This window comes from Paenibacillus sp. CECT 9249 (assembly GCF_918697855.1).
Classification (GTDB): Bacteria; Bacillota; Bacilli; order Paenibacillales; family Paenibacillaceae; genus MSJ-34.
Map to the genome: position 1 here is coordinate 33,897 of NZ_CAKKLI010000004.1, position 26,917 is coordinate 60,813.

Annotated in this window: 23 protein-coding genes; 22 read left to right on the forward strand and 1 reads right to left on the reverse strand. The window is 49.2% G+C overall.

The window, feature by feature from the left end; translation table 11 throughout:
* Positions 1–6 precede the first annotated feature (6 nt).
* The 20 genes from pflA to LQ229_RS05215 all read left to right on the forward strand — a co-directional run bounded on the left by pflA (position 7) and on the right by LQ229_RS05215 (position 23,362).
* Positions 7–741, forward strand: a complete 735-nt coding sequence (gene pflA, locus LQ229_RS05120; RefSeq protein WP_230191102.1) for a pyruvate formate-lyase-activating protein — start codon at positions 7–9, stop codon at positions 739–741.
* A gap of 832 nt (positions 742–1,573) precedes the next feature.
* Positions 1,574–2,353 (forward strand): response regulator, encoded by a 780-nt coding sequence (locus tag LQ229_RS05125; protein ID WP_230191103.1) that lies wholly within the window; start codon positions 1,574–1,576, stop codon positions 2,351–2,353.
* 125 nt (positions 2,354–2,478) lie between these two features.
* Entirely contained in the window at positions 2,479–2,682 is a 204-nt protein-coding gene (locus tag LQ229_RS05130; RefSeq protein ID WP_230191104.1) for a hypothetical protein, read from the forward strand.
* 12 nt (positions 2,683–2,694) lie between these two features.
* Positions 2,695–3,237 carry a MauE/DoxX family redox-associated membrane protein gene (locus LQ229_RS05135; RefSeq protein ID WP_356709807.1) on the forward strand — a complete coding sequence of 181 codons (543 nt, stop codon included), beginning with the start codon at positions 2,695–2,697 and terminating at the stop codon, positions 3,235–3,237.
* A gap of 26 nt (positions 3,238–3,263) precedes the next feature.
* Complete coding sequence (locus LQ229_RS05140; protein WP_216538796.1) at positions 3,264–3,881, forward strand: hypothetical protein; 618 nt, start codon at positions 3,264–3,266, stop codon at positions 3,879–3,881.
* A 252-nt stretch (positions 3,882–4,133) separates the two neighbouring features.
* A complete protein-coding gene (locus tag LQ229_RS05145; RefSeq protein WP_216538795.1) occupies positions 4,134–5,894 on the forward strand; it encodes an ABC transporter ATP-binding protein in 1,761 nt (586 codons plus the stop codon).
* Between the two features lie 127 nt (positions 5,895–6,021).
* Positions 6,022–7,437, forward strand: a complete 1,416-nt coding sequence (locus tag LQ229_RS05150) for an extracellular solute-binding protein (RefSeq protein ID WP_230191106.1) — start codon at positions 6,022–6,024, stop codon at positions 7,435–7,437.
* A gap of 103 nt (positions 7,438–7,540) precedes the next feature.
* Entirely contained in the window at positions 7,541–8,425 is an 885-nt protein-coding gene (locus LQ229_RS05155) for a sugar ABC transporter permease (protein ID WP_216538793.1), read from the forward strand.
* Entirely contained in the window at positions 8,425–9,252 is an 828-nt protein-coding gene (locus tag LQ229_RS05160) for a carbohydrate ABC transporter permease (RefSeq protein ID WP_216538792.1), read from the forward strand. Before LQ229_RS05155 ends, LQ229_RS05160 begins: the two co-directional genes overlap by 1 nt.
* A gap of 21 nt (positions 9,253–9,273) precedes the next feature.
* On the forward strand, positions 9,274–11,130 hold the full coding sequence (locus LQ229_RS05165; RefSeq protein ID WP_356709676.1) for a sensor histidine kinase: 1,857 nt from the start codon (positions 9,274–9,276) through the stop codon (positions 11,128–11,130).
* Positions 11,099–12,694: a response regulator gene (locus tag LQ229_RS05170; RefSeq protein ID WP_230191107.1), complete on the forward strand. Its 1,596-nt coding sequence runs from the start codon at positions 11,099–11,101 to the stop codon at positions 12,692–12,694. Before LQ229_RS05165 ends, LQ229_RS05170 begins: the two co-directional genes overlap by 32 nt.
* A 14-nt stretch (positions 12,695–12,708) precedes the next feature.
* Entirely contained in the window at positions 12,709–14,325 is a 1,617-nt protein-coding gene (gene nagZ / locus LQ229_RS05175; RefSeq protein ID WP_230191194.1) for a beta-N-acetylhexosaminidase, read from the forward strand.
* A gap of 169 nt (positions 14,326–14,494) precedes the next feature.
* Complete coding sequence (locus tag LQ229_RS05180) at positions 14,495–16,654, forward strand: copper amine oxidase N-terminal domain-containing protein (protein ID WP_230191108.1); 2,160 nt, start codon at positions 14,495–14,497, stop codon at positions 16,652–16,654.
* An 82-nt stretch (positions 16,655–16,736) separates the two neighbouring features.
* Complete coding sequence (locus tag LQ229_RS05185; protein ID WP_216538815.1) at positions 16,737–17,147, forward strand: Fur family transcriptional regulator; 411 nt, start codon at positions 16,737–16,739, stop codon at positions 17,145–17,147.
* Complete coding sequence (gene yidD / locus LQ229_RS05190) at positions 17,147–17,380, forward strand: membrane protein insertion efficiency factor YidD (RefSeq protein ID WP_230191109.1); 234 nt, start codon at positions 17,147–17,149, stop codon at positions 17,378–17,380. Before LQ229_RS05185 ends, yidD begins: the two co-directional genes overlap by 1 nt.
* A gap of 376 nt (positions 17,381–17,756) precedes the next feature.
* On the forward strand, positions 17,757–19,757 hold the full coding sequence (gene metG / locus LQ229_RS05195) for a methionine--tRNA ligase (protein WP_230191110.1): 2,001 nt from the start codon (positions 17,757–17,759) through the stop codon (positions 19,755–19,757).
* 144 nt (positions 19,758–19,901) lie between these two features.
* Complete coding sequence (locus LQ229_RS05200; RefSeq protein WP_230191111.1) at positions 19,902–20,942, forward strand: metal ABC transporter substrate-binding protein; 1,041 nt, start codon at positions 19,902–19,904, stop codon at positions 20,940–20,942.
* A 36-nt stretch (positions 20,943–20,978) separates the two neighbouring features.
* On the forward strand, positions 20,979–21,746 hold the full coding sequence (locus LQ229_RS05205; RefSeq protein ID WP_230191112.1) for a metal ABC transporter ATP-binding protein: 768 nt from the start codon (positions 20,979–20,981) through the stop codon (positions 21,744–21,746).
* A gap of 43 nt (positions 21,747–21,789) precedes the next feature.
* Positions 21,790–22,593: a metal ABC transporter permease gene (locus tag LQ229_RS05210; protein ID WP_216538813.1), complete on the forward strand. Its 804-nt coding sequence runs from the start codon at positions 21,790–21,792 to the stop codon at positions 22,591–22,593.
* Positions 22,594–22,648: 55 nt separating this feature from the next.
* Positions 22,649–23,362, forward strand: a complete 714-nt coding sequence (locus LQ229_RS05215; protein WP_216538786.1) for a cytochrome c biogenesis protein CcdA — start codon at positions 22,649–22,651, stop codon at positions 23,360–23,362.
* On the opposite strand, the gene splB is transcribed toward LQ229_RS05215, so the two are convergent.
* On the reverse strand, positions 23,363–24,430 hold the full coding sequence (gene splB / locus LQ229_RS05220; protein ID WP_230191113.1) for a spore photoproduct lyase: 1,068 nt from the start codon (positions 24,428–24,430) through the stop codon (positions 23,363–23,365).
* A gap of 206 nt (positions 24,431–24,636) precedes the next feature.
* Here splB and mntR point away from each other — a divergent pair, with 206 nt between their 5' ends.
* Positions 24,637–25,062: a transcriptional regulator MntR gene (mntR, locus tag LQ229_RS05225; protein ID WP_216538784.1), complete on the forward strand. Its 426-nt coding sequence runs from the start codon at positions 24,637–24,639 to the stop codon at positions 25,060–25,062.
* A gap of 231 nt (positions 25,063–25,293) precedes the next feature.
* Positions 25,294–26,916: a family 10 glycosylhydrolase gene (locus tag LQ229_RS05230; protein WP_230191114.1), complete on the forward strand. Its 1,623-nt coding sequence runs from the start codon at positions 25,294–25,296 to the stop codon at positions 26,914–26,916.
* Position 26,917: the final 1 nt, after the last annotated feature.

Consider the following 26,917-nt stretch of genomic DNA (forward strand, 5'->3'; position numbering starts at 1 on the left):
AAAAAAATGAACGGTCGAATCCATTCATTAGAGACGTTCGGCACCGTTGACGGACCCGGCATACGCTTCGTGCTTTTCATGCAGGGCTGCGCCCTGCAATGCCAATACTGCCACAATCCCGATACATGGGACACGACGAAAGGGACCAGCATGTCCGTCGAGGAAGTGGCGGCGGAGATCGAACCGTATCTCTCTTATTACAATGCTTCCGGCGGAGGCTTGACCGTTTCCGGCGGCGAACCGACGCTGCAAGCCCCATTCGTCGCCGAACTGTTCCGCGAGGTCAAGCGGCGCTGGGGAATGCATACGACGCTCGATACGAACGGATTTTGCGAGGCGGAGCGAGCGGAAGAACTGCTGGATGCAACCGATTTGGTGCTGCTTGACATTAAGCATATCGATCCGAACAAACATCTTGCCTTAACGGGGCAAAAGATCGACAGGACGTTGAAATTCGCCCGGCGGTTGTCGGAAAGCGGCAAGAAGATGTGGATTCGTCTCGTGTACGTACCGGGCATCCATAACGACGAGCGCGATTTAATCGCATACGGCGAATTGCTCGGCACGCTGAACGGAATCGAGAAATTCGAGATATTGCCCTATCATCAAATGGGCGTATATAAGTGGGAACAGCTTGGCAAAGCTTATCCGCTCGCAGGAGTGCCTTCGCCGGCCGATGAAGAAATCGCGCGGGCGTACCGCCTGATCGAGCAAGGAAGACAGGCAGTGAAGACGATATAATAGTTACGAAATACCGGACCGGAATCTATTAAGCGGATTCCGGTTTTTTTATGCTGTTTTTGATGATCCGCTACGAAACCTCACTAGTGTTGCATCGAGAAGCTGATAGCCTCGAAAACCCGCAATTGGAGTCTGCTTCACCTTTCGCCACCGTTGATGGTACTGGCTTTATTGCGCATTTGACGCTAACGAAACTGACAATTCTTATTAGGCTCAAAATGAAGACGTCCCCATTCTAGCGAAAGTACGCATCGTTATTCATTGGAAATCGGCGATTGTACCGCCTTTTTCCCCTCATTAGCGTGTTTGAGTTTCGTTAGACATTGCAACATGGTGATTTACAGGCTATTAGGGTTTATAAGTTTCGTTAGCCCGCCCGGGCTTTCTAGCATCTGAACGAGGGGGATTTTCACAGAGGAGGGCCGACAGAAACGCTTCCTCGGGCTTGAAGAGCAGCAATACTCGATGCAACGCTAATGCGAAAAGCTTCCGTTTTCGGTCTTGCAACGGACTGGCGTTGCCTCGGGGACCCTTTTGGCGCGAATAACGGATCGTATGTCCGCAAACTGTCTGAAACCCGGCCGTTTGTCACAATTAGCGTCTCCTATGTCCGCGAACTTGGAGCAGGGTGACGATATAACGCTAGTCTACGATTTGCTTGTAGATAATTTTATCCCTAAATTATTTAATTCTATCCTATTACAAAATATGTAACTAGAGCTACAATAATTGTGTAAATTACAAAATGTTACAAAATTTTCCGTTCAGGGAGGGATGGAGACTACGCGCGTTCATGCAAATGCGAACCAATTTCATAGAACAAGGAGAGTCGATGTTTGTTATGAAACCCGAGTACTCTTGCATTATTGCCGAAGATCATCCTCGTTGCCGCAATACGTTGATTCAATATGCCACGAAGCTGGGATTGCGCGTCGTAGATACGCCGGGCAGCGGCAACGCTTTAATTGACGCCGTGTTCAAATTTATGCCCGACCTTATTATTACCGATATTTTGTTGGATAGAATGGACGGCATTACCGCTTGCAAACATATTCAAAGACAAGGCTTCGCTCCGCCTGTCATCATCGTGTCGCGCTCCACCGAACCTCGTCATTATTCGGCGGGTTTCGAGTTGAATTCTATCGATTATATCAATTTGCCCATTCCTTACGATCGTTTTGCCAAAGCCGTTGCGAAGGCGAAGCATCGGATCGAACAGCATAAAACATTGTCGCTCTTGCAGCAAGACGCTCAAAACTACATTCAAGTGAAGCATAAATACCGCACGGTCAACGTTGCCGAAAAGTCCATCGTCTTTGTAGAAAAAGTGGACAAAAGGCGATTTGAAATCCATTTAACCGACGGAACGATCATGGAGACCAGCACGAATCTGGAACGGATTCAGGATCGCTGTTCGGAATGGATCATGACGCCTCACCGCAGTTATCTCGCCAATATCAAACATATTGAAACGGTCATACCCGACCCCATCATCCAGGGCAATTATCTTATTGTCTACCCTCACATCAATCAGAACATACCGCTGACTCGCCGGAACTACGATCATTTTTTACGGCTTGTGCACAAGCTCAAAATAACCGAAGCGTTCTAGAATACGAATCCGATTTGTCCGCTTCTCTATCCGCTGAGGACAAACATCGCGCCGTTTGGGCCGAATCTATCGCCCTTTCATCCTAACTCATTCCTTCAAAGGATAGATTTCTTTATATTACAGATATGGAGATTGATAGAAAAGAAAAAACGAATGGAGGGAAGAGCATGGGGCAGTACCGCCATCATCTGTTGTCGCCGTTGCAAGATTTCGCGGAAATGCCGTATCCGCAGTTCGACTTTTCGGATACAGGGCTTTTCCATAATCGAATCAGACCGTCTCAACCGCCTTGGCAGATCCGTTGGCTCAGGCATTCCGACCGGAGGTGACGCGTCTTGGATATGACGATGCCGATCCAATTGCTGGTTTGCACCGTTTTTGTGAGCACCGGAATTTCGAAGTTGTTCGCCATGTCTTCCTTTGAAGAAGCGATCGTTCGATTTACATCGATTCGCAACGCGTTGGCGGTACGGATATTATCGGCAACGACGGTGGCTTTGGAAATCGGTTGCGCCGTTCTATTATTGGTACCGATCGTTCCGTACCATATACCGGAGATCGTCTTAATGGCTATGCTGCTGTTCTTTTCCATCCTGATAACGTATCATCTCTTCAAAAAAACGAAGCTGACATGCCACTGCGGCGGACTGCTCGGAAACGAACCGATCGGCGTCGGCATTCCGATTCGCAACGCGCTCTTGTTCATCGGTCTGGGCTGGACGATTGTAGCCCCCGCATCACCGTCTGTAGTCGAGCGATTGAAACATGCGGAGCAATGGCAAATGTTGGCGTTAACCGAACTGCTCGTTCTATGTTTGTTGACGGCTTATTATTTCATCCAAAAAGTCAATGCGCTTATGAAAGAGAATGCTTCATCGCAATAATCGAACGAAGAGTGGTGTAAACGGAAATGGAACGATTGATGCTGCTGCATATTACGATTTCGTCGTTGTTCTTTTTTTGCAGCCTGTTTTTAGGGCTGAAGCTGGCAAAGCATCAAAAAATGGTCTTCGAAAGGCTGGAGTCTCTGCTGGCTTCAAGGCATCAGGATCATGATAGCGCCCTTGTTCCGGCTCATTACGGTTTAGCAAAAGAAGCTCTTTTTCCAACGATTCAAGTCAAAGATATGACGACCGGACAGATGTCGGCGTTACAACTGAGCGGCACGAAGGACACGTATATTTTGTTTGCGCTGCCGGGCTGCAAGCCATGCGAAGAAACGTTAGAGAAAATGAAAATGTATAATTTCAGCGCGTTTCAGTTTGATTTGATCGTACTGACCTATACTTATCCGGGAGTATCCGATGCGGAAGATAAGATGGCCAAGCATCGCCAATTTCTGCATGCGCTTTCTCTGGATCGAATATATAGCGTAGCCGCGCCGGAAATGAAACAATTGGATATTACCTCGTTTCCGTCCATGATGCATATCGCTTCGGACGGGAAAGTGATTGGAACGTATACGGTCGATTCGGAGAAATTGCATCTCTATTTTCAAGAATACCCGGCGGCAAGAATCGCTTCCTAACCGGCGGAAGCATGAAAGGAGGTGAGATCATGCGTGTTTGTAACTTTGATTCGTCCTGTACGTACAGCTATCATAGGGAAATTTTAAAAGGCAGCGACGGGCAATGGTATTCGGGCGGCTGCTGCTAATGCCAATGAAGTAACAAGGGGAGAAGACTCAATCTTGAGTTTCTCCTCTTTTTTTAAATCATACCAATTGGGGTTATCGAAAATGAACAACACAAATATACGAAATTGGATGGACATGCTTTCGGTGCTAAAACGAACATTTTCATGGAAATTGTATTGCTTTGTCGTTCTTGCGGGCGTTCTCGTCATTTTGCCTAATGCGCAATTAATGATTACGGAATACATCGGCAATTCGCTGCCCGCGGCGATCGAACATCGGCAATTTGACAAATTGATCGCATTATTGGCTGTGCAAGCCGGGATCTTCGCTCTCATTCAATTATGCATTGCGCTCAATAAAATATTGGAGACGCAGTTGAGCAGCCAATATAAATGCTTGTTGGAGGAAAAAGTCCATACCAAATTGTCCAATGTGAAAATTACGCTGCTGGAACGGTCGGAGACGCACAACCAGATTATGGCGCTATCCAATACGCTCCAGCATTTGGGCTTTCCGCTCTTGAAGCATTTGATTCAATTTGCGAAATCGTCGCTGACGATTGCGGTGATGCTGTATGTCATGCGGAACGTTCATTGGTCGGTGCTTGCGATTATCGTTACGGTAAGCTTTTTGCATGTGTTTGCGATTCGCAAATATTTTCGGAAACAGATGGAAATTTATATGCAAACGAGCGAGCCCTCAAGAAAAGCGAAATATTATGCCGGCTTGCTGATCGATCGCGAACTTGTGGGCGAAGTGCGCACGTTTCAATTAAACAGCTTTATTCTATCCAAATGGAAGTCTTTGTTTTTTCATATCGAAAAGATGCAAGTCCGGTTAACGAATAAACAGGATCTATTGCTCGGCTCGCTGCAAATGATAAGCCAAGCGCTGCAATTTATGATGCTGCTCATCCTTGTTCTGTTTACGTCCTTTACGGTCGGAACTTATTTGATGGTGACGCAAGGTTTGCTGCAATTGCAAAATATGGCGCACGAATTGGTGGAATCGGTCAATCGGCTGCAGGAAACGTCGGTATATTTGCCTTCGTTTTTCAAGGTGATGGAACTGGAAGAGGAGGAACAAGACGAGCGGCTGCTCCCCTTTCAAGGATTGAAGCGCGAAATCAAATTAGAGAACGTTTCGTTTCGGTATCCTAATGCCGCATCCTACGCATTAAAGCAAATCAACATTGAAATCAAAGCCGGGGAAAAAGTGGCCATTGTAGGGCATAACGGTTCGGGCAAAACGACGTTGGTGAAATGTTTGCTTGGAATATACGATCATTACGAAGGAGAAATATTTCTCGATGGAATACCGATGCGCCATTATGACAAAAAATCGGTTCGGGCGCATCTTTCCGTGCTGCTGCAGCATTTTGGGAAGTACCCGTTGTCGCTTCGGGACAATATTTCGCTTCATGACGGGGAAGGCGGCGGACATGCCGACCGTCTGCTTGAAGCCGTTCGTCTCAGCGACGCAAGCGGCTTTGCAGACGGGTTGCCGAACGGAATCGAAACGCCGCTGAATCCCGTATTCGGCGATGGCGTCGATTTATCCGGCGGACAATGGCAAAAGATTGGTTTGGCGCGGGCCTATTATAAAAATTCGGATATTGTCATTCTGGACGAACCGACGGCAGCGATCGACCCTTTATCGGAAGACCGGTTGTTTGAAGGGATGCTTGCGCATCTGCAAAATAAAACGGCGCTCATTTTGACGCATCGGCTTGGAATATGTCGGCAAGCGGATAAAATTATCGTCATGGACGGCGGAGAGGTCGTGGAGATGGGATCGCACGACCGGTTAATGAGTCGGGGAGGATACTATAAACGGATGTATGAAACTCAAGCGAAATGGTACGTTCACGCGAAAGAAGGCGATTTATATCCCGTTCCTTTCTGAATCGTTTGCAATCATTAGACGATTTTATCCCTCCATAATCGAAATGTCATCCTTACCAAAAAAAAACATCCATTTTATAATGAACACGTAGTACAAAATAACTATTCAATGGGAGGGTCTTACAAGGATGAAGAAGAGTTTATTATTGCTAATGACTCTGGTAATCGTCTTAACAATGGGACTAGCCGGTTGCGGCAGCAAATCGGCTGATCCGCCGCCGGCGAACACTCAGGGCAGCGAAGGAACGAAAGAGGCGGAACCGCCTAAGGAAGAACCGGAGAAGGTGGAGCCGTTCGAAATGACGATTCGGCATACGCAAGTCGCCGAATCCTCCAAGAACCGCTTGAAAATCCTGCAAGACGTCGCCAAGAAAACAGAGGAGGAAGTTCCAGGACTAACATTGAAGCTTGACGGGGTTCAAGATGCCGTGAACCGGAACGAGAAACTGAGAGGAGAGATGGCGGCAGGAAATCCGCCGGAAATCTTCGATACGTTTGGCAGATTTGACGCATATTTGTACTACAAAGAAGGCAAAATGCTCGATATTACACCGATTATCGAGGAATTGGGGATTAAGGACAAGTTTTTCGACTTGAAATCGTGGACGTCGGATGACGGTAAAGTGTACGGATTGCCTGTAGGCGGATCGGCGGAAGCATTCTTCTACAACAAAGAATATTTCGAGCAAAAAGGCCTTAAAGTGCCGACAACGTTCGAAGAATTGGAAGAATTGCTCGCCAAGATTAAAGCGGACGGCAAAGTTCCGATCGCGGCAGCATCGCAAGCATCGTGGGTTCCTTTGATGATGACGAACCAGCTGTGGGCGCGTTATGCGGGACCGGAAATTACAGCAGGCTTTGCGAGCGGCAAGACGAAATGGGACGACCCGAATATGATCAAAGCTTGGGCGAAGCATAAGGAATGGGTAGATAAAGGCTACTTCAAGAAGGGCGAACTCGCGTTGGATTATGCCGATATGACAACGCAGTTTACGACCGGAGAAGCCGTCATGATGTTCGAAGGAACATGGCGCTCGTCGATTTTCAAGAAAGCTGAAGAAGGCCAAGAGCCGAATATGGCCGAAGATATGAGAGACAAGGTAGGATTCTTCAATATGCCGCCTCTTGCCGGAGGTCCTGGAGATCAAACCGCGTTGATGCAAGATATGAACAACGGATACGGTTTCTCTGCCGAAGTCGCTAAGGATGAAAGAAAATTAAATGCTGTCAAAGCATTTATTAAAAACTTGTATAACGAAGAAATGCAGCTTCGCGGATTTAAAGAAGACGGCGTACTTCCTTCCATGAAAGTAGATGAGCAGAAATATCAGGAATTGGCTACGGAGCCGATCATGAAAGAAATTACAGGTACGTTGTCTAAAGTTCAAAGCTCTTTCAACGCATTCGACGCTTTGGTTCAACCTTCCGTTAGAACGGAAGTAGAGACGCAAATTCAAAAGCTGATTGGCGGTCAGGCAACGGCGGAAGATGCGCTCGCCGCGATCCAAAAAGCGCAAGACGTTGCAATTGAAACCGGTCAATAATTAGCAAGATAAGAAATAAGGGGCCACTTATCGAACGGTATGGGTGGCCCTTTCTTTCCAAATATTCGCTTCAGATCGATGTCATAATGTGCTGGAGGTTTCTATGAACAGAGCGTTACGAAGTCCGATTATTTATATTTGCTTTATATTGCCGGCTTTAGCGCTATTTGTCGCTTTTTTCGTATACCCTTTAATTACTTCGATTTATTATAGTTTTACCGATTGGAACGGTATTTCCAGTAATTATACGTTTGCGGGCATGAAGAATTTTTCCAAAGCGCTGCAGGATCCGAGTTTTTGGAAAGCGGCATTAAACAACTTTTATTTCATCGCTTTCTCTTTGCTCATTCAATTGCCGCTCATTATTATTTTCTCCTTATTGATCGCGAATGTGAAGCGTTTGAAAGGCTTTTACAAGTCGGCCGTTTTCATGCCTTCCATTATGTCGACGGCAGTCATCGGTATTCTGTGGGGATTTATTTACAACCCCGATGTCGGTTTGCTGAATAAAGTGCTGGGCTTGTTCGGAATCGAACCGCTGTATTGGCTTGCGGAACAAAACCTGGCGATGCTGTCGATATTGATCACGAATGCCTGGCAATGGACCGGATTCTATATTATCTTAGTGCTGGCCGCCATTTTGGGCATTCCGAGAGAAGTCGAAGAAGCGGCATTAATCGACGGAGCTACGAAGTATCAGCGGGCGACCCGCATTACGATCCCGTTAATTATGCCGGTCATCTCCGTCGTCGTCTTGCTGTCGGTAGCGGGTGCGATGAAGGCGGCCGACATTGTCGTTGTTATGACTAAAGGGGGGCCTGCGTCAACGACGGACGTGTTGATCACCTATATGATTAAACACGCCATCACCAGCTTTCAATACGGCCTCGGCAACGCAATTACGGTATTAATCTTCATCTTAACGCTCATTATCACAGGAATTTATCAAGGGGTTTTTGCAAGACGAAGCGAAAGGGTCGAATATTGATGAGAACGCTAAAGAGGGGAATACCGCATTTTTTTCTGCTGGCTTATGTACTAATCGTTTTATATCCGTTTCTATTCGTCATTTTTTCTTCCGTAAAGCGCAACAATACGGAAATTGCCTTGAATCCGTTCGGACTGCCGACGGAATTCGCTTTTGAGAACTATGTTCGGGCTTGGGTCAACGCGAATATTAGCACGTATTTTTTCAATAGCTTGTACATCGCCTTAATCGCGACGGTCGGGACGATTTTAATCAGCTCCATGCTGGCGTTCGCCGTAACGCGGATGAGATTCGGCAAAATCAGCGTCGTCGTCTACTCGTTGATTCTTGTCGGCATTCTGATCCCGAACAATTCGCTCCTGCTGCCGATCTATTTATTGATGGGACAAATAGGCGTACTCAACACGCATATGGCTTTGATAATCCCTTATATCGCGAATTCGATTCCGATTACCGTCGTCATCCTGACCGCTTTTATGCGTTCCTTTCCAAGCGAAATTGAAGAAGCGGCCGTTGTCGACGGGTTGAGGGCGCAGGGGATTTTTGCTAGAATTATGATACCGCTTATGGTTCCATCCCTAGTCACCGTTTTTATCTTAAACTTTATGGGGAACTGGAATGAATTTCTACTTGCAAACTATTTCCTTTCGAACGACGAGTTAAAGACGCTGCCTGTCGGGATGGTCGGATTCCGCGACAAGTTTTATACGAACTATGCCCAGATGTCTGCGGGCATTGTGTATAGCGTCGTACCGGTCATGATTATTTACGTCTTTTTACAAGAGAAAATTATCGAAGGCGTTACCGCCGGAAGCATTAAAGGCTAACGCCCCAAGGGAGCAAGAGGAATGATGAATTTGCGTAAAAAATTGTTTATCGCTTTTATTGCGCTGATCATTATTCCTTTGTTTTCGTTGGGGACCGCTACGTTCTATATTTCCACTTATTTAATCGAGAAGCAGTATAAGCAGCAATCCGAATTAACATTAAAAGCCGTCAGTCAAAATATTCAGTTCATTTTCAAAGAAATGAACAAAGTAACGGATAACGGAATTGTAAACTCTTTCTTTCAATCCGCATTAAATGCGAAAGATCCGAAAAAGCAAAACATTACCGATTTGGACCGGTTGAATATGAACGAAACGCAGCGGAATTTCCGCAATTTACTGTACAACCATCCATCGATCAGTTATGCATTCCTCTATAATTTCAATCAATACGCTTTTAGCAATTCGAACATTGTGTCCATTTTTACAAAGGAAAATTTCAAAGCTCTCCCTTTTGAGGAATTTAACAATCATCCGATGTACCGGGAAACGATGGAGCGCAACGGAAGTCCGCTCTGGATCGGTCCTAACGAATTTCCGGAACTGACGGGTACCGAACCTGTTTTCACGCAAATTCGCGTCGTGAAAGATTTATGGACGCTCAAAAATATGGGGATTTTGGTCGTTCAAATTAAAAATTGGGAACTGGAAAAAATTTTTAATAGTTTCCGTTATAATGATAATTTGAAGCAAATCCGTTTCTTTCTCGTCAATAAGCACGGATTAATATTGTATGACAGTTCTCAGCAAGACGACGGACAATATTTGCAAAAATATATTCCGGCCAATTTGAATCTCGCGCCGGGTTACCAAAGCTATCGAGGCAATTTCAACAATTCGGAAAGCGTTATCTCCGTCAACGAGATGCCCGATTTGAACTGGTATCTCGTATCCGTGACTTCATGGAAATCATTGTCCGAAGACATCACTTTGTTTATTAAGTGGATCGGTACGATAACAACCGTCAGTTTATTGGCCGCATTTCTATTTTTCTTGTTATTTATGAACCGAATCACCCGATCGATTATCCGCATCGTGCGTTTTATGCGGCGGGTGGAAACGGGCGATCTGCAAGTGCGGGTGAATGAGAAAGGGAACGACGAATTGCATTTGCTCGCGAAAGGGTTCAACAGCTTGATCGACCGGGTTAATCAGTTGCTCGAACAAGTGAAATTGGAGCAAAACCATAAGAACAAAGCGGAAATGCGCGTGCTCCAGGCGCAAATCAAGCCGCATTTTCTCTTTAACACTTTGGAATCCATTAATGTGCTGGCGATTCAGAATAAGGGACGTATTGTAAGCCAAATGGTGCACCGTCTCGGGAATATATTGCGAATCAGCATTCAAGACAAAGAAGAAATTACAATAAAACAAGAGATCGAACATTTGCGCAGTTATTTGGAAATTCAAAAATTTCGTTTTGAAGATTTGTTCGATTATGAAATTTCCATTCCGGACGAAGTGATGAGATGCACCATTCTGAAGCTCACACTGCAGCCGCTGGTTGAGAATTGCATTCAACACGGGTTTGAAGGGATTCAATATAAAGGGTTTATTCATATTAAAGGCCGGCTTGACGGCAATAAGGTCGTCATCTTCGTGGAAGATAACGGGATCGGCATCTCGGGCGAGCAGCTCAAAAATTTCCGCTATTTGCAAAGCGACGATCCATCGAAGGACGCACCGGCAGAGGCCAATGCGGAACGCCGCGGGTTAGGCGTGCGCAGCGTCGCCGACCGCATACGCATACAATACGGTCCGGGATACGGATTGTTTATTTGCTCCGAGGTTAATCAAGGAACAATCATTCAGTGTATAATCCCTAGGTACGGGTTAGGTGATATTAATGAATCTGAAAGCGATGTTGGTCGACGATGAAGTTCATATTTTAAATAATTTGAAACAAGTCATTCCTTGGGAAGAGTTGGATATCGAAGTATTTTTGGCCCGCAACGGGATGGAAGCGCTTGAGCTCGCGTCCGCCGAGCGCCCGGATTTAATATTATGCGACATCCGCATGCCCGTCATGGACGGCATGGCTTTTCTGCGGGAATACCGCAAAATCGATTCGGATTGCGAAATTATTATGCTGACGGGCTATGAAGAATTCGAATATGCTAGAGTCGCGCTGCAGCACGGCGTTCGGGACTATATCTCGAAACCGATCAATTACGAGGAATTGGAAGAAACGGTGCGGAACATTGTCGGCCTGATCCGTGCGCATAAGCTGGAAAAGATGGTGGCGGAGCGCAGGTGGGGCCGGGTCGTACGATTGGCGTACGAAAAGATGATGTTCGATCAATTGATGGGTTATTCCTTAATTAATGAACGTTATGTCATTTCGGAAGCGGACCAGAATGTGGACGATTTGGAATACGCGCTGTTCTTGGTCGATTTGGACGGATATTCGCAAAGGTCGACCGCATGGAACGACAACGAACGGAAACTGTGGAATTTCGCGGTGAATAATGTGCTGCAGGAAGCGCTTCACGATTGTCATATTAAATACGCGGCATTGCAGACGCGGGAAGGCGAATGGTGCTTGATCGTCCAGTTTTTCAAAGGGATGCTGCCTTTGCGCGAAGAGAAGGCGATGTCCTGGGCGGCGAAGCTGCGGGAAGCCGTCAAGCAAAATGTGAAATTTACGGTTAGCGTCGGAATCGAGCACGGGCCGATCCGGCTGGACGGACTCTCGGAAGCTTACAAAAACATTCAGCGCTTGCTGCTCGTCAATCCGCTTAGCGAACAGATTATTTCCGTCAAAAACAAGTCGCACGACCATTCCAATCCGACCGTTTCGGAGTGGCAATTAATCGAAGATATCGTGTCCGGCCTGCGGCATTGCGACCGCGCGAAAATCGAACGGACGCTGCAATCGCTGCAATCGAATTTGCTTGCGATGTCGGAGCAGTCGCTTGTCCGCGCCGAACGGCTGCTGCATTATGTCGTCATCCATTTGCTGCGGGAAATGCGGGAGATGGACGTCATCTCGACGAAGGAAGAAGAAGCCGTATGGAAAAATTTGCAGCATAGCGTCAGCGTGAAAGATTTGCTGCAAATGATCGCGGAACTTGTGCATCGTTCGACCGACGCGGCGCTGAACAAAAAATCGAGCGAACTGCTGATGATTTCCGCCAAAGATTATATTACGCGCAATCTGTCCTCCGACATCGGCATCGAAGAGATTGCCGATCATCTCGGAATCAGTTGCAGCTATTTCAGCTTATTGTTCAAAAATCATTTCGGCGAAACGTTCGTGGAATATTTAACGAAACAACGAATGGAATTGGCGAAATCTCTCCTGCTGATGAGCGATAAAAGCATTACCCAAATCGGCTCGCTTGTGGGATACTTGGAGAGAAGGTATTTTACGAAAGTCTTTCAAAAATATACTGGCATGACACCTTCAGAATACCGGGAAAGAAAGGATGCAGGCATTTGAAACAGATCAATTCCATGTCCTTGGCGGAAAAGGTAGGCCAAATGTTTGTTTGCGGTTTTGAAGGCTATGTCCCGAATGATGACATTAAGGCGCTGATTGCGAACTATCATTTGGGCGGCATTATTTATTTCCGCAGAAATGTGCGCGAAGTCGGGCAGATCGCCGGGCTGTCCTACGATTTGCAGAAGTGGAATGAGGAACAATCGGATATTCCGCTATTGATCAGTATCGATCAGGAAGGCGGAATGGTGGCGCGAATCGATAGCGATGAAGTAACGCTCGTTCCGGGCAATATGGCGATCGGCGCGACGCGCAATACCGATCTGGCTTATGAAGCCGCGCGAATATGCGGGCTCGAGCTGCGAGATTTGGGTATTAATGTCAATTTCGCGCCGAGCGTCGATGTGAACAACAATGCGCTCAATCCGGTGATCGGCGTCCGGTCGTACGGCGAACGCGCCGATCTGGTAGCGGAGATGGGGGCGGCGGCGATTCGGGGTTTGCAGGAAGCGGGGATCGCGGCGACGGCAAAGCATTTTCCGGGTCATGGGGACACGGAATCCGATACGCATTACGGATTGGCCGAAGTGCCGCATGAGAGGGAACGATTATTCAACCTGGAACTCGTTCCGTTTAAACGGGCTATCGAAGAAGGGGTGGATGCGATCATGACGGCCCATGTCATGTTTCCCGCCTTCGAACCCGCATCGAAACCGGCGACGTTATCGCGTCGTGTGCTGACGGATTTGCTGCGAGGAGAGTTGAAGTATAACGGCGTCATCATTACGGATTGCATGGAGATGCATGCCATATCACAACATTTCGGCGTTGCCGAAGGAGCGGTTATGGCGGTCGAGGCGGGCGCCGATCTCGTTCTCGTCAGCCATACGTTCGAAAGCCAGGTCGCTTCCATCGAAGCGGTCATCGCCGCCGTCGAGTCGGGCAGGGTGCCGGAAGCGCAAATCGACGAGTCCGTCAAGCGAATTATGGAGTTGAAACGCAAGCGCCAAATGGATCGGTTTAGCCGGGCAACGGCCGACTTTGCCTCTCGTTTCGGCACAACCGCAAGGAAAGATATCGTGCGGCAAATTTGCGAACAGAGCGTCACGCTTGTGAAGGATGACGGCCAGTTGCCTTTGGACAAGAATGAGCCTACGATCGTCATTTGGCCGGAAGTGAAAGAGAGGACGGAAGTCGACGAACCGGTCGAACAAAGGTATGCGCTGGCTGCCGCTTTATCCGAATCGATGGCGAACGTTCAAGAATTACGAATCGGAACGAATCCCGAACCGGAAGAAGTGCGCAATGCGATCGAAGCTTGCGCCGGGTATAAGCAAATCGTCGTCGCCACCTATAATGCGGTATCGACGCTGCACGAAGGGCAAGTGGAGATCGTCCGCGAGCTTGCGGCGCGCAGCGGCGTGAAACTTGTCGTCGCCTCGACAAGAAATCCGTACGATTTGAACCAATTTCCGGACATTGCGACTTATTTATGCTGTTATGAAAATCGACCGATGACGATGGCGGCGCTCGGCAAAGTATTGACAGGCGCCATTCCGGCTCGCGGAAAGCTTCCGGTCGCCATTGCAGCCGAGTATCCGTTCGGGCATTCCGCAACATTGCAATCGTAACGAGAACAAAGATATTTCGTACTTTAGCCGGCGCGATCGTATCGTCCCGGCTTTTTTGCGCGTTTCCCGAATTTATTGAGAAATTTGCACTAGCGAAGAAACTTTTCGACCTTTCCTGCGTCTATACATTGTCAACACTGACACGATAACGGATATGAGGGAGTCTATGATGAAACTATTTAAAACGATGCTCATTTCTACACTAATTATTTCGCAATTATTAATGGCATCCGCCGTTTCGGCAGAGCAGGCCGATGCGTCGCAATCCGCGGCGGAACAAACGACCGCCAATCCGCAGAACGAAGCTAAAACGGACATGACGGAAGAACAAGCGGAACGACCGGGGGAAACGCCGGTAACGGAGGAAGCGCCTGATACGGAACAAACGGCAGATCCGCAGGAAACGGCGGGGAACGGTTCGGCGACGGTCGATCCGGCCGAAGCGCAAGAGGAGCAAGATCTGCTGATCTTAAAAGCAAACAGCGATAAAATGATTCATAATGGCACGGAATATACCGCGCTTCAGCCGCTAACGGTCAAGGACGGTAATTCTTATGTCGCCCTGCGCTCTTTGGCGGAACGTGTCGGCATCAACGTTTCGTTCGACAATTCGACGAAAGAAACGGTGCTGCAAAGCGGGGGCCATGAAATACGCTTCAAAATGGACAGCGCAACTTATACGGTTGACGGCGTGAAGAAAAAAGCGCATGGTCCGGCCTACTCGCAACATAATATATTTATGGTGCCGCTGACGACCATTACGCAAGCGTTGAATATTCCGCTTACGTTCAATGCGGAGACGAAAGAAATTATACTTAACTTATACTCCGCTCCAAGCGCGGAATTTATCGTGAAAACGCAAGATATTCGCGCCGAACAAACGAGAGTCGAATACGAGGACCGCTCTTCCCACCCGCGCGGTTTAGCCATTGTCGAAGAACGCTGGGAAGGGAAAGAAGAGATTTTCCAAGAGCCGGGCTTGCATGTGATTACCCGCTGGGTTCGCGACGAGAACGGCGTTTGGAGTAAACCGTATTCCGTGACGGTCTATGTCAGACCGGCGAAACAACCGCCTGTCGCCCGTTTCGTGACCAATCAGGATACGTACCGGATGGGCGAATTGATCAGCATTCAAGATCAAAGTACCGATGAAGAAGATTCGATCGTCGAACGCAAATGGGAAAATAAAGAGCGTGCCTTTTTTACCCCGGGACAAAAAACGATTAAATTGAAGGTTACCGATAAATACGGCTTAAGCAGCGAATACGAAAAAACGATTACCATTACGGAAGAAACATTGTACACAAGAGACGATTTTAATAAACTGTATACCCCTGTCGGGGAAAAATATACATTCAACGGCGGCAGCGTGCTCGAATTGCCGAAAATTCAATTCAAAAGCACGGATTGGGGCAAAGTGCTGCTTCGCAGCAACAGCCCGGAAAGCGTAACGACCGAAGGAGTCGTATACGACGATACGATCAACGGCGACATGCGCTTCTTGATCCATCATAAAAATATTTCCAACCAAAATTTGAAGTTTTATGTGATCGCCACCAACCCGTACGATTTTGACGTCGCCTTTGGGATCGAGCATGTCGGGTTCGCCGGTCCGAATGAATTCGAATCGATTACGGGACAAAAATCGTTGCAACGTTACTTTGAGTCATTGCAAAAAGGCGGCGTGCGGCAGACCGTGAATTTAGCTCCGGGCGAAAGCAAGCTCATTTTGACCGACTTGAGCGCAAGAGCGGCCAAACCGGGGCAAGTCGTCAGCATGATGGCCGATTTGTATTCCGACGCTCCGGTTCGTTACCGCGTCGTTGCGGTCGACGAATCGAAAGACGTCATGGCTTCGCTTCCGTACTTGACGTTGCTTGACCGCGACGGCGTACACATTCGCGGCACGTATCAAGGTTCCAACCGCACGATCAGCATTGCGGAAACGATCGGGGATCAACCGGCCCGCATGATGCTTGCCGACAAGACGGACGATCCGTTCCTCGTCGGAAGAGACTTCATGAACGGCATGGATAGCGTAAATCTTGGAAACTATGGAGTCTATTATACGATTTATTTGGAAAAGGTAGCGCCGAACACGCTCATCTCCTTCAATCCGCGCGGCGGCTTGTACTCCGGCGTATTCATGGTGAACGGGGAGCTGGTTCCCGCGCCTGAATCGGGCAATTTGAACAATCGGGACGAAGCCAGCGTTCTGTACCGCACCGGATCGAGAGAAGAGAAAGTGACGATTGTGTTCTCGCCGGCATCCGGCAGCAATTTGCCTGTAAATCTATTGTTCTATCCTTTGCCTGACAAAAAAGACTAGAGTAATAGGGCTCCGATTTGACGTCCCATTTGTTTTGTTGCATTATTAAAAGAAACGAGCAATTGCGACGGGGGTAACGATGTTGTTGACAACGGAGCAAATCACGAAAATTATGTCGAATCAAGGATTGCGGATTACCGATCAACGGAAAACGTTGGCCAAACTGTTCGCGGAATCGTCCGGGTATTTAACCCCGAAGGACGTATACGAGTACATGGGCAAGCATTATTCGGGCCTGAGTTTCGATACGGTATACCGCAATTTGCGAGTCATGCAGCAACTCGGCGTGCTGGAGCAGGTCGTTTTCGAAGACGGCGTGAAATTCAAAGTGCATTGTGCGGAACCCCATCATCATCACCATATGATTTGCTTGCAATGCGAGAAGACATATCCGATTACATTTTGTCCGATGCCGTTAACGGACGTGCCGGACGAGTTCGAAGTGGTCAAACATAAATTCGAAGTATTCGGGTATTGTAAAGATTGCAGATGATGAAACCGGTGTTTAAAGGGTTGATTCATTTTTACCGCAAATGCATTTCGCCGTTAAAGCCGCCGACATGCCGGTTCTATCCGACCTGTTCGGCCTACGCATTGGAAGCGATCGAACTGCACGGCGCCGCGAAAGGGAGCTATTTGGCCGTCAAGCGGATTTGCAAATGCCATCCTTTCCATCCGGGAGGATTCGATCCGGTCCCGCCGCGGCGCGGAGAAGGAGAATCTTGACAATCGATGTCCCGATTCGGTATATTATCTTCATATATATCGTTCCAGTGAAAGGATAAGTACAAAGCGCCAGCCTAGTCCAGAGAGCCGGGGGAGCTGCAAACCGGTATAGGATGACTTTGGAAAATGGTCCCGGAGGAACCGTCTTTGAGCGGCTTGCTTCATGATGGATACGCCCGATCGGCGGGAATCCGAAGCTGTCGTAAGAGGACGGCGCGACCCGGCGTTAACGGGGCAGTCCCGAGGAAGGACTTACGGAGCCGATATCTGCGAAGATGCCGGGAATTTGGGTGGTAACACGTGAGCGAGACTCTCGTCCCATAATGGGACGGGGGTTTTTTTGTCATTTTAATTATGTTTAAGGAGGAAGAGCGGCATGGCAACACAAAGCCAAAAAACGTTTTACATTACGACGCCGATTTATTATCCGAGCGATAAACTGCATATCGGGCACGCCTATACGACGGTGGCCGGGGATGCGATGGCAAGATATAAGCGCCTGCGAGGATACGATGTCCGGTATTTAACCGGGACGGACGAGCATGGGCAAAAAATCGAGCGCAAGGCGAAGGAGAGCGGCAAGACGCCTCAACAATTCGTCGACGACATCGTCGCGGGCATCAAGCAATTGTGGAACAAGCTCGATATCTCCCATGACGATTTTATTCGTACGACGGATGAACGCCACAAGAAAGCCGTGGAGATCATTTTCGACCGTTTGCTGCAACAGGGGGATATTTATAAAGGGACGTACGAAGGCTGGTATTGTACGCCTTGCGAATCGTTCTTCCTGGAACGGCAACTGGTGAACGGAAATTGTCCGGATTGCGGCCGTCCGGTGGAACGGGTGAAAGAGGAGAGCTATTTCTTCCGGATGAGCAAATACGCCGACCGTTTGCTGCAGTATTACGAAGAACATCCCGACTTCATTCAACCCGAATCGCGGAAGAACGAAATGATCAACAACTTCATCAAGCCGGGTCTCGAAGATTTGGCGGTATCGCGGACGACGTTCGATTGGGGCGTCAAAGTGAAGGGCGATCCGAAGCATGTCGTCTACGTATGGATCGACGCTTTGTCCAACTATATTACGGCGCTCGGCTACGGCTCGGACGACACGGAGCTGTTCGACCGGTATTGGCCGGCGGACGTCCATTTGGTAGGCAAGGAAATCGTGCGTTTCCATACGATTTATTGGCCGATTATGCTGATGGCATTGGATCTTCCGCTGCCGAAGAAAGTATTCGGCCACGGCTGGCTGTTGATGAAGGACGGCAAAATGTCCAAATCGAAAGGCAATGTCGTCGATCCGGTCATGCTGATCGACCGGTACGGCTTGGACGCGATGCGCTATTATTTGCTGCGCGAAGTGCCGTTCGGCGCGGACGGGACGTTCACCCCGGAAAGCTTCGTCGACCGGGTCAATTCCGATTTGGCCAACGATCTGGGCAATTTGCTCAATCGGACGGTAGCGATGGTTGATAAATATTTCGACGGCGTAACGTCGCAATACGAGGCGAATGTGACGCCTTACGACGCGGCGCTGGTCGAGGCGGCGGAGACGGCGGTGCGGAAAATGGAAGAAGCGATGGAGCAGATGGAGTTCTCCGTCGCCTTATCCGCCATCTGGCAGTTTATTAGCCGCAGCAATAAATATATCGACGAGACGCAGCCTTGGGTTCTCGCCAAAGACGAAGCGAAGCGCCGCGAACTAGCCTCGGTCATGGCGCATCTGATCGAATCGCTGCGCATTGCCTCGGTCATGCTGCAGCCGTTCCTGACGCAAGCGCCGCAGAAAGTGTGGGCGCAGCTCGGCATCTCCGCCGGGGAATTGACGTCGTGGGACAGCATCCGCACCTTCGGCATCATTCCGGCGGGAACGAAGCTGAGCAAAGGGGAGCCGATCTTCCCGAGGCTGGACGCGGAACAAGAAGTGGCGGCGATCGCAGAGGCGATGTCCGGAACGGCTCCGTCCGCTGACGCGGCGGGGAACGAGCCGGGATCGACGTCCGCAAGCTCCGCGGGCGCGTCTCCGGCGGCAGCGGAGGAAGCGGAAGAAATCTCGATCGACGATTTTATGAAGGTCGATTTGCGCGTTGCGCAGGTCATTCACGCAGAACCGGTCAAAAAAGCCGATAAATTGTTGAAATTGCAGCTCGACCTCGGTTACGAGCAACGGCAAGTCGTCTCGGGCATCGCCAAATTTTACACGCCGGAACAGCTCGTCGGCCGGAAAGTCATTTGCGTGACGAATTTGAAGCCGGTGAAATTGCGCGGCGAGTTGTCGCAAGGGATGATTTTGGCTGCGTCGCAAGGCGATCAATTGACGCTCGCTACCGTACCTGACGGCATGCCGAACGGCGCGAAAGTGAAATAACGATATACCAACGCCGCTTCTTCCTTTCAAGGAAGAGGACGGCGTTTTTGGCGATTGGAAGTTTTTTATGTTGACAATCGTGCAATTTACCTCCTATAATCTTATTTGTAATAATTACGATTAATGAGCGGAGGATTTTAGATCATGAAAAGAATGACGATGACGGCGCTGCTGCTTGCGCTGGCCATTTCCGTAATACTTGCAGGCTGCGGCCGCTCGAACGAAATGAATATTGTAGAAGGCAAAATCAATGTCGTGACCACCTTCTATCCGATTTACGATTTTGCGCGGCAAATCGGGGGAGAGCACGCTCACGTGATGAATTTGATTCCGGCGGGCGTCGAGCCGCATGAATGGAGCCCGAACAGCCAGGAACTGCTGGTGACTTCCAAGGCGCAGCTCTTTATGTACAACGGCGCCGGCTTTGAAGGGTGGGTGCCTACGTTTCTGCAAGGATTGGATCCAAACTCGAACTTGAAGACGGTGGAAGTCAGCAGCGGAATCGAACTGCTGTATACGGCGGAAGACGACGGGCATAACCACGGGCATGAGCACGGCCCAGAGGGAACCGGGGAAGCGCATGAGCATGAAGACGAGCAACATGCCCATGGCGAAGATGGGGATCATAAAGATGAGGGCAGCGGGCACGATCACGAAGATTTGCATGTCGATCCGCATACTTGGGTAAGCCCGAAATCGGCGCTCAAGATGGCGGACAATATTTACCGCAGCTACGTCGAGGCCGACCCGGAGCATCAAGCGGATTACGAAGCGAATTACGAAGCGTTGGCGCAGCGGTTGCGGCAATTGGACGATGAATTCGGATCCTCCCTTGCTTCCGCCGCCCGGAAGGAGATCGTCGTATCGCATCAAGCGTTCGGATATTTATGCCGGGATTACGGACTGACGCAGAAAGCGATTATGGGTTTGTCGCCGGAAGCGGAGCCGCGCAGCCAGGATTTGCTGAACTTGATCGCCTTCGTGAAAGAGAACGATGTACGTTATATTTTCTTCGAGGAGCTCGTATCCGATCAGTTGGCCCGTACGCTGGCCAATGAGACGAATGTGGAGACTTTGGTGCTGAATCCGTTGGAAGGCCTGACGAAAGAGCAAGCGAACGCCGGGGAAGATTACGTATCGGTCATGGAGCAAAATTTGCAAAATTTAATGAAGGCATTACAATAAAAAATACGATAAACGCTCAAGAAGGAGAATGTGGGGATGACGATTCGGACGGCGCAAACGGATGGAACGGCGGCTTGCCACGATCCTGTCATTACATTGGAACAAGTGAATTTCTCATACCAACATCAAATCGTCATTCAAAATTTGGATTTCGTTGTCAAGCAGCGCGATTTTGTCGGTTTGGTCGGGGCGAACGGCGCCGGCAAAACGACGTTGATGCGGATGATTGTCGGGCTCCTGACTCCAAGCGCCGGACGGATCGACTTGTTCGGCAGCCCGATCGCGCAATTCCGCGATTGGGAACGAATTGGCTATGTCCCGCAAAAAAATTCGTTCAATCCGCTCTTTCCGGCTACGGTGAAGGAAGTCGTCATGTCGGGAATGTACAACAAACGAAAGATGTTTCGGCGGATTGGGAGAGAGGATCTGCGCAAGGCGGAAGATGCGATGCAGGTCATGCGGATTGAGGATTTGGCCGGCAAGAGGATCGGGCAATTGTCCGGGGGGCAGCAACAGCGCGTTTTTTTGGCCCGGGCGCTCATTAACAAACCCGACCTTTTAATTCTCGACGAACCGACCGTAGGAATCGACGTGGAAACGCAGCATAATTTTTTTCAATTAATCCGCCATATGCACCAGCATCATCGAATGACGATCGTTATGGTTACGCATGATATCGAGATGGTGGAGGAATATATCGGCGAAGAACCGCTGCTGCAAAGCGGCAAATTAAAATTTTACGTCAAGCATTCCCATGAGGTGGAAAATTGCGAACAGACGGATTTGCGGCACAGTTTTGTATAATGGAGTCGCTGAGGAGTAAAAGGGGAGACGTTCGGACATGTTGATGGATATATTGGCCAGCGGCTTTTTTCAACGCGCGCTTGCCGGAGGAATTTTGATAGCGCTGATGGCGCCTTTGATGGGAACGTTTCTCGTACTGAGACGATTGTCGATGATCGGCGATACGCTTGCGCATGTGACGATCGCGGGCGTGGCGCTCGGTTTTCTCATCGGGGTATATCCGCTGGCGGTCGGGCTGCTATTTGCGCTCGCCGCGTCGTTTGCGATCGAAAGATTGCGCAAAGCGTACAAAACCTATGCGGAGTTGTCGATCGCCATCATAATGTCGGGGGGAGTGGCGCTCGCCTCCTTGTTGTTTACGCTCGGCATGAGCTATAACTTGAACGTTTCAAGTTATTTATTCGGCAGCATCTATACGCTTACGAACACCGATCTTTACGTTGTGGGCGGCATATCGGCGGTTGTCCTGCTCGTCGTTGCTTTGTTATGGAAGGAACTGTTCCTGATGTCGTTCGACGAGGATGCCGCAGCCGTGAACGGGCTGCCGGTACGGTATTTGAATGTGTTGATTACGGTGTTGACCGCGCTCGTGGTGAGCGCTTCGATCAAAATTGTGGGAGCGCTGCTTATTTCCGCGCTGTTGACGATTCCTGTCGCATGCAGCTTGCTTATTGCGCGCGGGTTCAAGCAATCCGTCTTCTTCGCGGCGCTCATCGCCGAAATCGCGGCGATCGCCGGACTGCTCATTGCCGGCGTATGGAGCCTCGCGCCTGGCGGGACAATCGTGTTGTTGCTTATCGCGATTTTGATTGTTACACTTATAGTAAAACGAGGTATGAAAATATAACCAGTAGAGGTTGCATCAAATAGACTCTCGTTTTGCATAAAGGTGGGAAACATTCTTGTCTAACGTAAATATATGGATCGCTTTTTGGGCGGGACTCGCTTCTTTCATCTCGCCATGCTGCTTGCCGTTATATCCTTCTTATTTATCCTTTATTACGGGCATGTCCGTCAATACGCTCAAAACGGAGCAAAATAAGAGAGAGGTGCGGTTCCGCACGCTATCCCATACATTCTTTTTTATATTAGGTTTTTCCGTCGTGTTCTATACGTTAAGCTACGGCGCAAGCCTCATCGGCGATGTGTTCGTACAATACAAAAGCTTGATCCGCCAACTTGCCGCCGTCTTAATTATCGCGATGGGTCTTTTCTTGACCGGTTTGTTCCAGCCTCAATTTTTGATGAGGGAACGCAAGCTGAACCTGAAATTCAAACCGGCCGGTTACATAGGCTCTTTTGTATTCGGCATCGGCTTCTCCGCGGGTTGGTCCCCATGCATCGGCCCGATCTTAACGGCCATTATCGGACTGGCCGCAACGGAACCGACCGCATGGTTTAACTTGACGACGGCGTATTCGCTCGGTTTTGCGCTGCCGTTCTTTATTTTCGCTTTTTTCATCGGTTCGACCAAATGGATTTTGAAATATTCGAACATGCTGATGAAAATCGGCGGCGTTTTAATGATTATTATGGGAATTTTGCTATTTACGGATCAAATGACCAAAATTACGATTTGGCTGCAATCCATTACGCCGGAATGGCTCAAGTTTTAATTACGTGAAATAATCGATGGCTGCCGCCGGAAAATGCTCGAAAATCCGCTCTGCGAGAAACATCCGCAGGGCGTTTGCTTTTTCGTCCGGATAGACGTATTTGCCCTGCCCCCAGCGCCCCCATTTATATTTGCGTTTGGCGATGTCCATCTCGAGCTTGCTCTTCGGATAACGCTGTTCGATGACGTTTTTGGCCGTTTTTGTAAACCGATGCTGAATGAGCTCAAACGTCAAGTCTTGGGCCGCCTCCGGCGGCAATATTTCCCCGAGCCGCTGCAACAGTTCTCCGTAGCCTTGTTCCCATCCGTCAAACCAAATAATGGGGGCGATAATAAACCCTAACGGGTAGCCTGCTTTGGCAATTTTCCCCGCCGCTTCGATTCGTTCCATAAAGCGCGACGTACCGGGCTCGAAATTCCGGATGACATAGTCCGCGTTCACGCTGAAGCGGATGCGCGTATGCCCGCGATGGGGCAAGCCCAGCAACGAGTCGACATGATGGTATTTGGTCACGAAGCGCAAACGGCCGTACTCTTCCTTACCCATAAATTCGATCAATTCGGCAAGCGATCCGGTAATATGCTCCAACCCGACAGGGTCCGACGTGCATGCCGCTTCGAATCTGGTTATTTCCGGCGCGCGTTCGTCGATATAACGTTTTGCCGCCGCCATAATCTCGTCCGTGTTGACATACACCCGAACGTACGGTTTCGCGCCCAGCGTCGTTTGCAAATAACAATAATGGCAATGTCCCATGCATCCGGTTGCGATCGGAATCGCGTATTCGGCCGAAGGCTTGGATTGATCGAACTTCAACGTTTTCCGCAGGCCGACGACGAGCGTTTTTTTGGCGATTCTATATTTCTCCAGGTCGGATTCGCCGGGCAAATTCGTGATGCGGTTATGCGATGTCGTCATTTGGTACGGAATTCCTTGCGCTTTGACCCATTGCATAATTTTTTCGCCTTTTGGATATTGCAATGCGTTCGGTTCGAAATAGACCAATTCGGGCACGAATAATTTCGTCCGTTTTCCGGCGATAGGATTTGCAGATGCCGCAGTATTCAACGAAAACCCTCCTTCAAGAGGTTTTGACATGCCCTTCCCGCCGGGGCAGTCAATCTTTAGTTTTCCTTGCGATGCGTGGATCGAAACATGCAAATGAAGGCTTTTCCGACTCGATTTGCTCGGCAAGGCTTGCTTTTCTTATGTAAATCCATGTATCATTAAAAGTGGTTTCAATTCGAAGTTTATATGTGAAATGAGGGAATCGCATGCCAACGCCGAGCATGGAAGATTATTTGGAACGAATTTATAAATTGATCGATGAAAAAGGGTATGCCCGGGTTTCGGATATCGCGGAAGGATTGGAAGTTCATCCCTCGTCCGTAACGAAAATGATACAAAAGCTCGATAAAGACAATTATCTCATCTACGAGAAATATCGCGGCCTTGTTTTGACGAATAAAGGAAAGAAAATGGGGAAACGCTTGATGGAGCGCCACACATTGTTGGAAGATTTCCTCGAGATAATCGGCGTGCAGGAGGAAAATATCTACAAAGATGTGGAAGGAATCGAACATCATCTAAGTTGGGACTCCATTACTTGCATCGAATCGTTGGTCGAATACTTTCGGCGGGAGCCTGAGAGGCTGCAGCAGCTGAAGGAAATACATAACGAATTGGAAAACGACGCGTAACAATGCCTGTTTCTACGAAACGGGCATTTCTTATTTTTTGCGGTGCGGGAAACTTTTGCCTTGTTCATTGCGTCAATACTATTGAGGTTTCGCAGGCGGCCGCATTGCCAGGCTAGCGAGGGCAGGGCATTGTTATGCCCGGCAAGCGAAAAGAATCTAGCAATATTCCGAATTTGCCGGTGCGAGAGTTGCTGCGGAGTCGTACAATACGTTTTAGGAGAGTGAGCCGGATTGAAGTTTACTAGAGTTGCGATATGGTTCATCGCATTGGTTTTGACTTTGCAGACGACAGCCGTATTTGCGGCAAAAGCCGAAGCGGCTGGCGCCAAGGAGATCGAATTATACTTAAACGGATCGCGCATACATACCGATACGGCTCCCTATATCGTGCCGAAAGCGGGCAAAGTGATGGTGCCGCTCCGAGTGATCGGCGAGTCGCTAGGAGCATTCGTCGATTGGAACGAACGATCGGGCACGGTTTCGATTAGCGGTCAGGATACGGCCATTTCTTTGGCCAAAGGGAAGAAGACCGCAACCGTAAACGGAGAGCCGGTCGAACTGGAAGCTTCGGCCGAAATGAGAAACGGGCGCACGATGGTGCCGCTTCGTTTCGTAGGCGAAAGTTTGGGGATGACCGTCAATTGGGATGAAGCCGCACGAGCCGTCCGGCTATTCGCCGCTTCCGCTCCGTCTGAACCGTCCGTCCCGTCTCCGTCTGTCCCGACACCGTCGAAACCGGACAAACCGGCGGGGGACGAATTTCGGGCCGCATGGGTATCTACCGTTTACAATATTGACTGGCCTACGAAAGCGGGACTATCCGCGGAGCAGCAGCAAAGCGAATTTACGAAGCTGCTTGACGATTTGCAAGATATGGGGATGAATGCGGCGATCGTGCAAGTCCGCCCGACGTCGGACGCATTCTATCCGTCGCAATATGTGCCATGGTCCAAATATTTGACCGGCGTGCAAGGACAGGATCCGGGATACGATCCGCTCGCTTTCATGATTGAAGAGACGCATAAGCGGAACATGGAGTTTCATGCCTGGTTCAATCCTTTCCGGATCAGCGTAGACGATAAAATGGAGAACTTGGCGGCCGAGCATCCGGCGCGGCAGCATCCCGAATGGGTCGTTCGCCATCAAGGGAAGTTGATGTACGACCCGGGCATTCCGGCGGCGCGCGACTTCATCGTCGACAGCATCATGGAAGTGGTGCGGAATTACGATATCGACGGCGTGCATCTGGACGATTATTTTTATCCATATGGCGAAGACAAAGAGCCGTTTCAAGACGATGCGGCCTATGCGGAGTACAATAACGGACAATTCGCGGACAAAGGCGATTGGCGGCGGCATAATGTCGATTTGTTCGTCGAGCAATTAAGCAAAAAAATCGCTGCGGTAAAAAGCGGCATCGAATTCGGCATTAGTCCGTTCGGCGTATGGCGCAATCAAAAGATGGACCCGACCGGTTCCAATACGGCGGCGGGCTTGAGCAGCTACGACAACTTATATGCCGATGTGCGCAACTGGATTCGCAGCGGCTGGATCGATTATGTCGCTCCGCAAATTTACTGGAGTCTTGAACATAAAACGGCCCCTTACGCCACGCTCGTCGATTGGTGGGCGAACGAAACGAAGGGAACCGGGGTGAAGCTTTACATCGGTCATGCGCCATACAAGCTCGGGACGAGCGAAGCGGGATGGTCCAGCGCCGCGGGACTTCTATCGCAACTCGATTACAATCGCCAAATTGGCGGTGTGAGCGGCACCATCTTCTTCAGCGCCAAAGATTTGCGCAAAAATACGCTCGGCATCGCCGACAGGCTGAAAACGTATTATCGGCAATAAC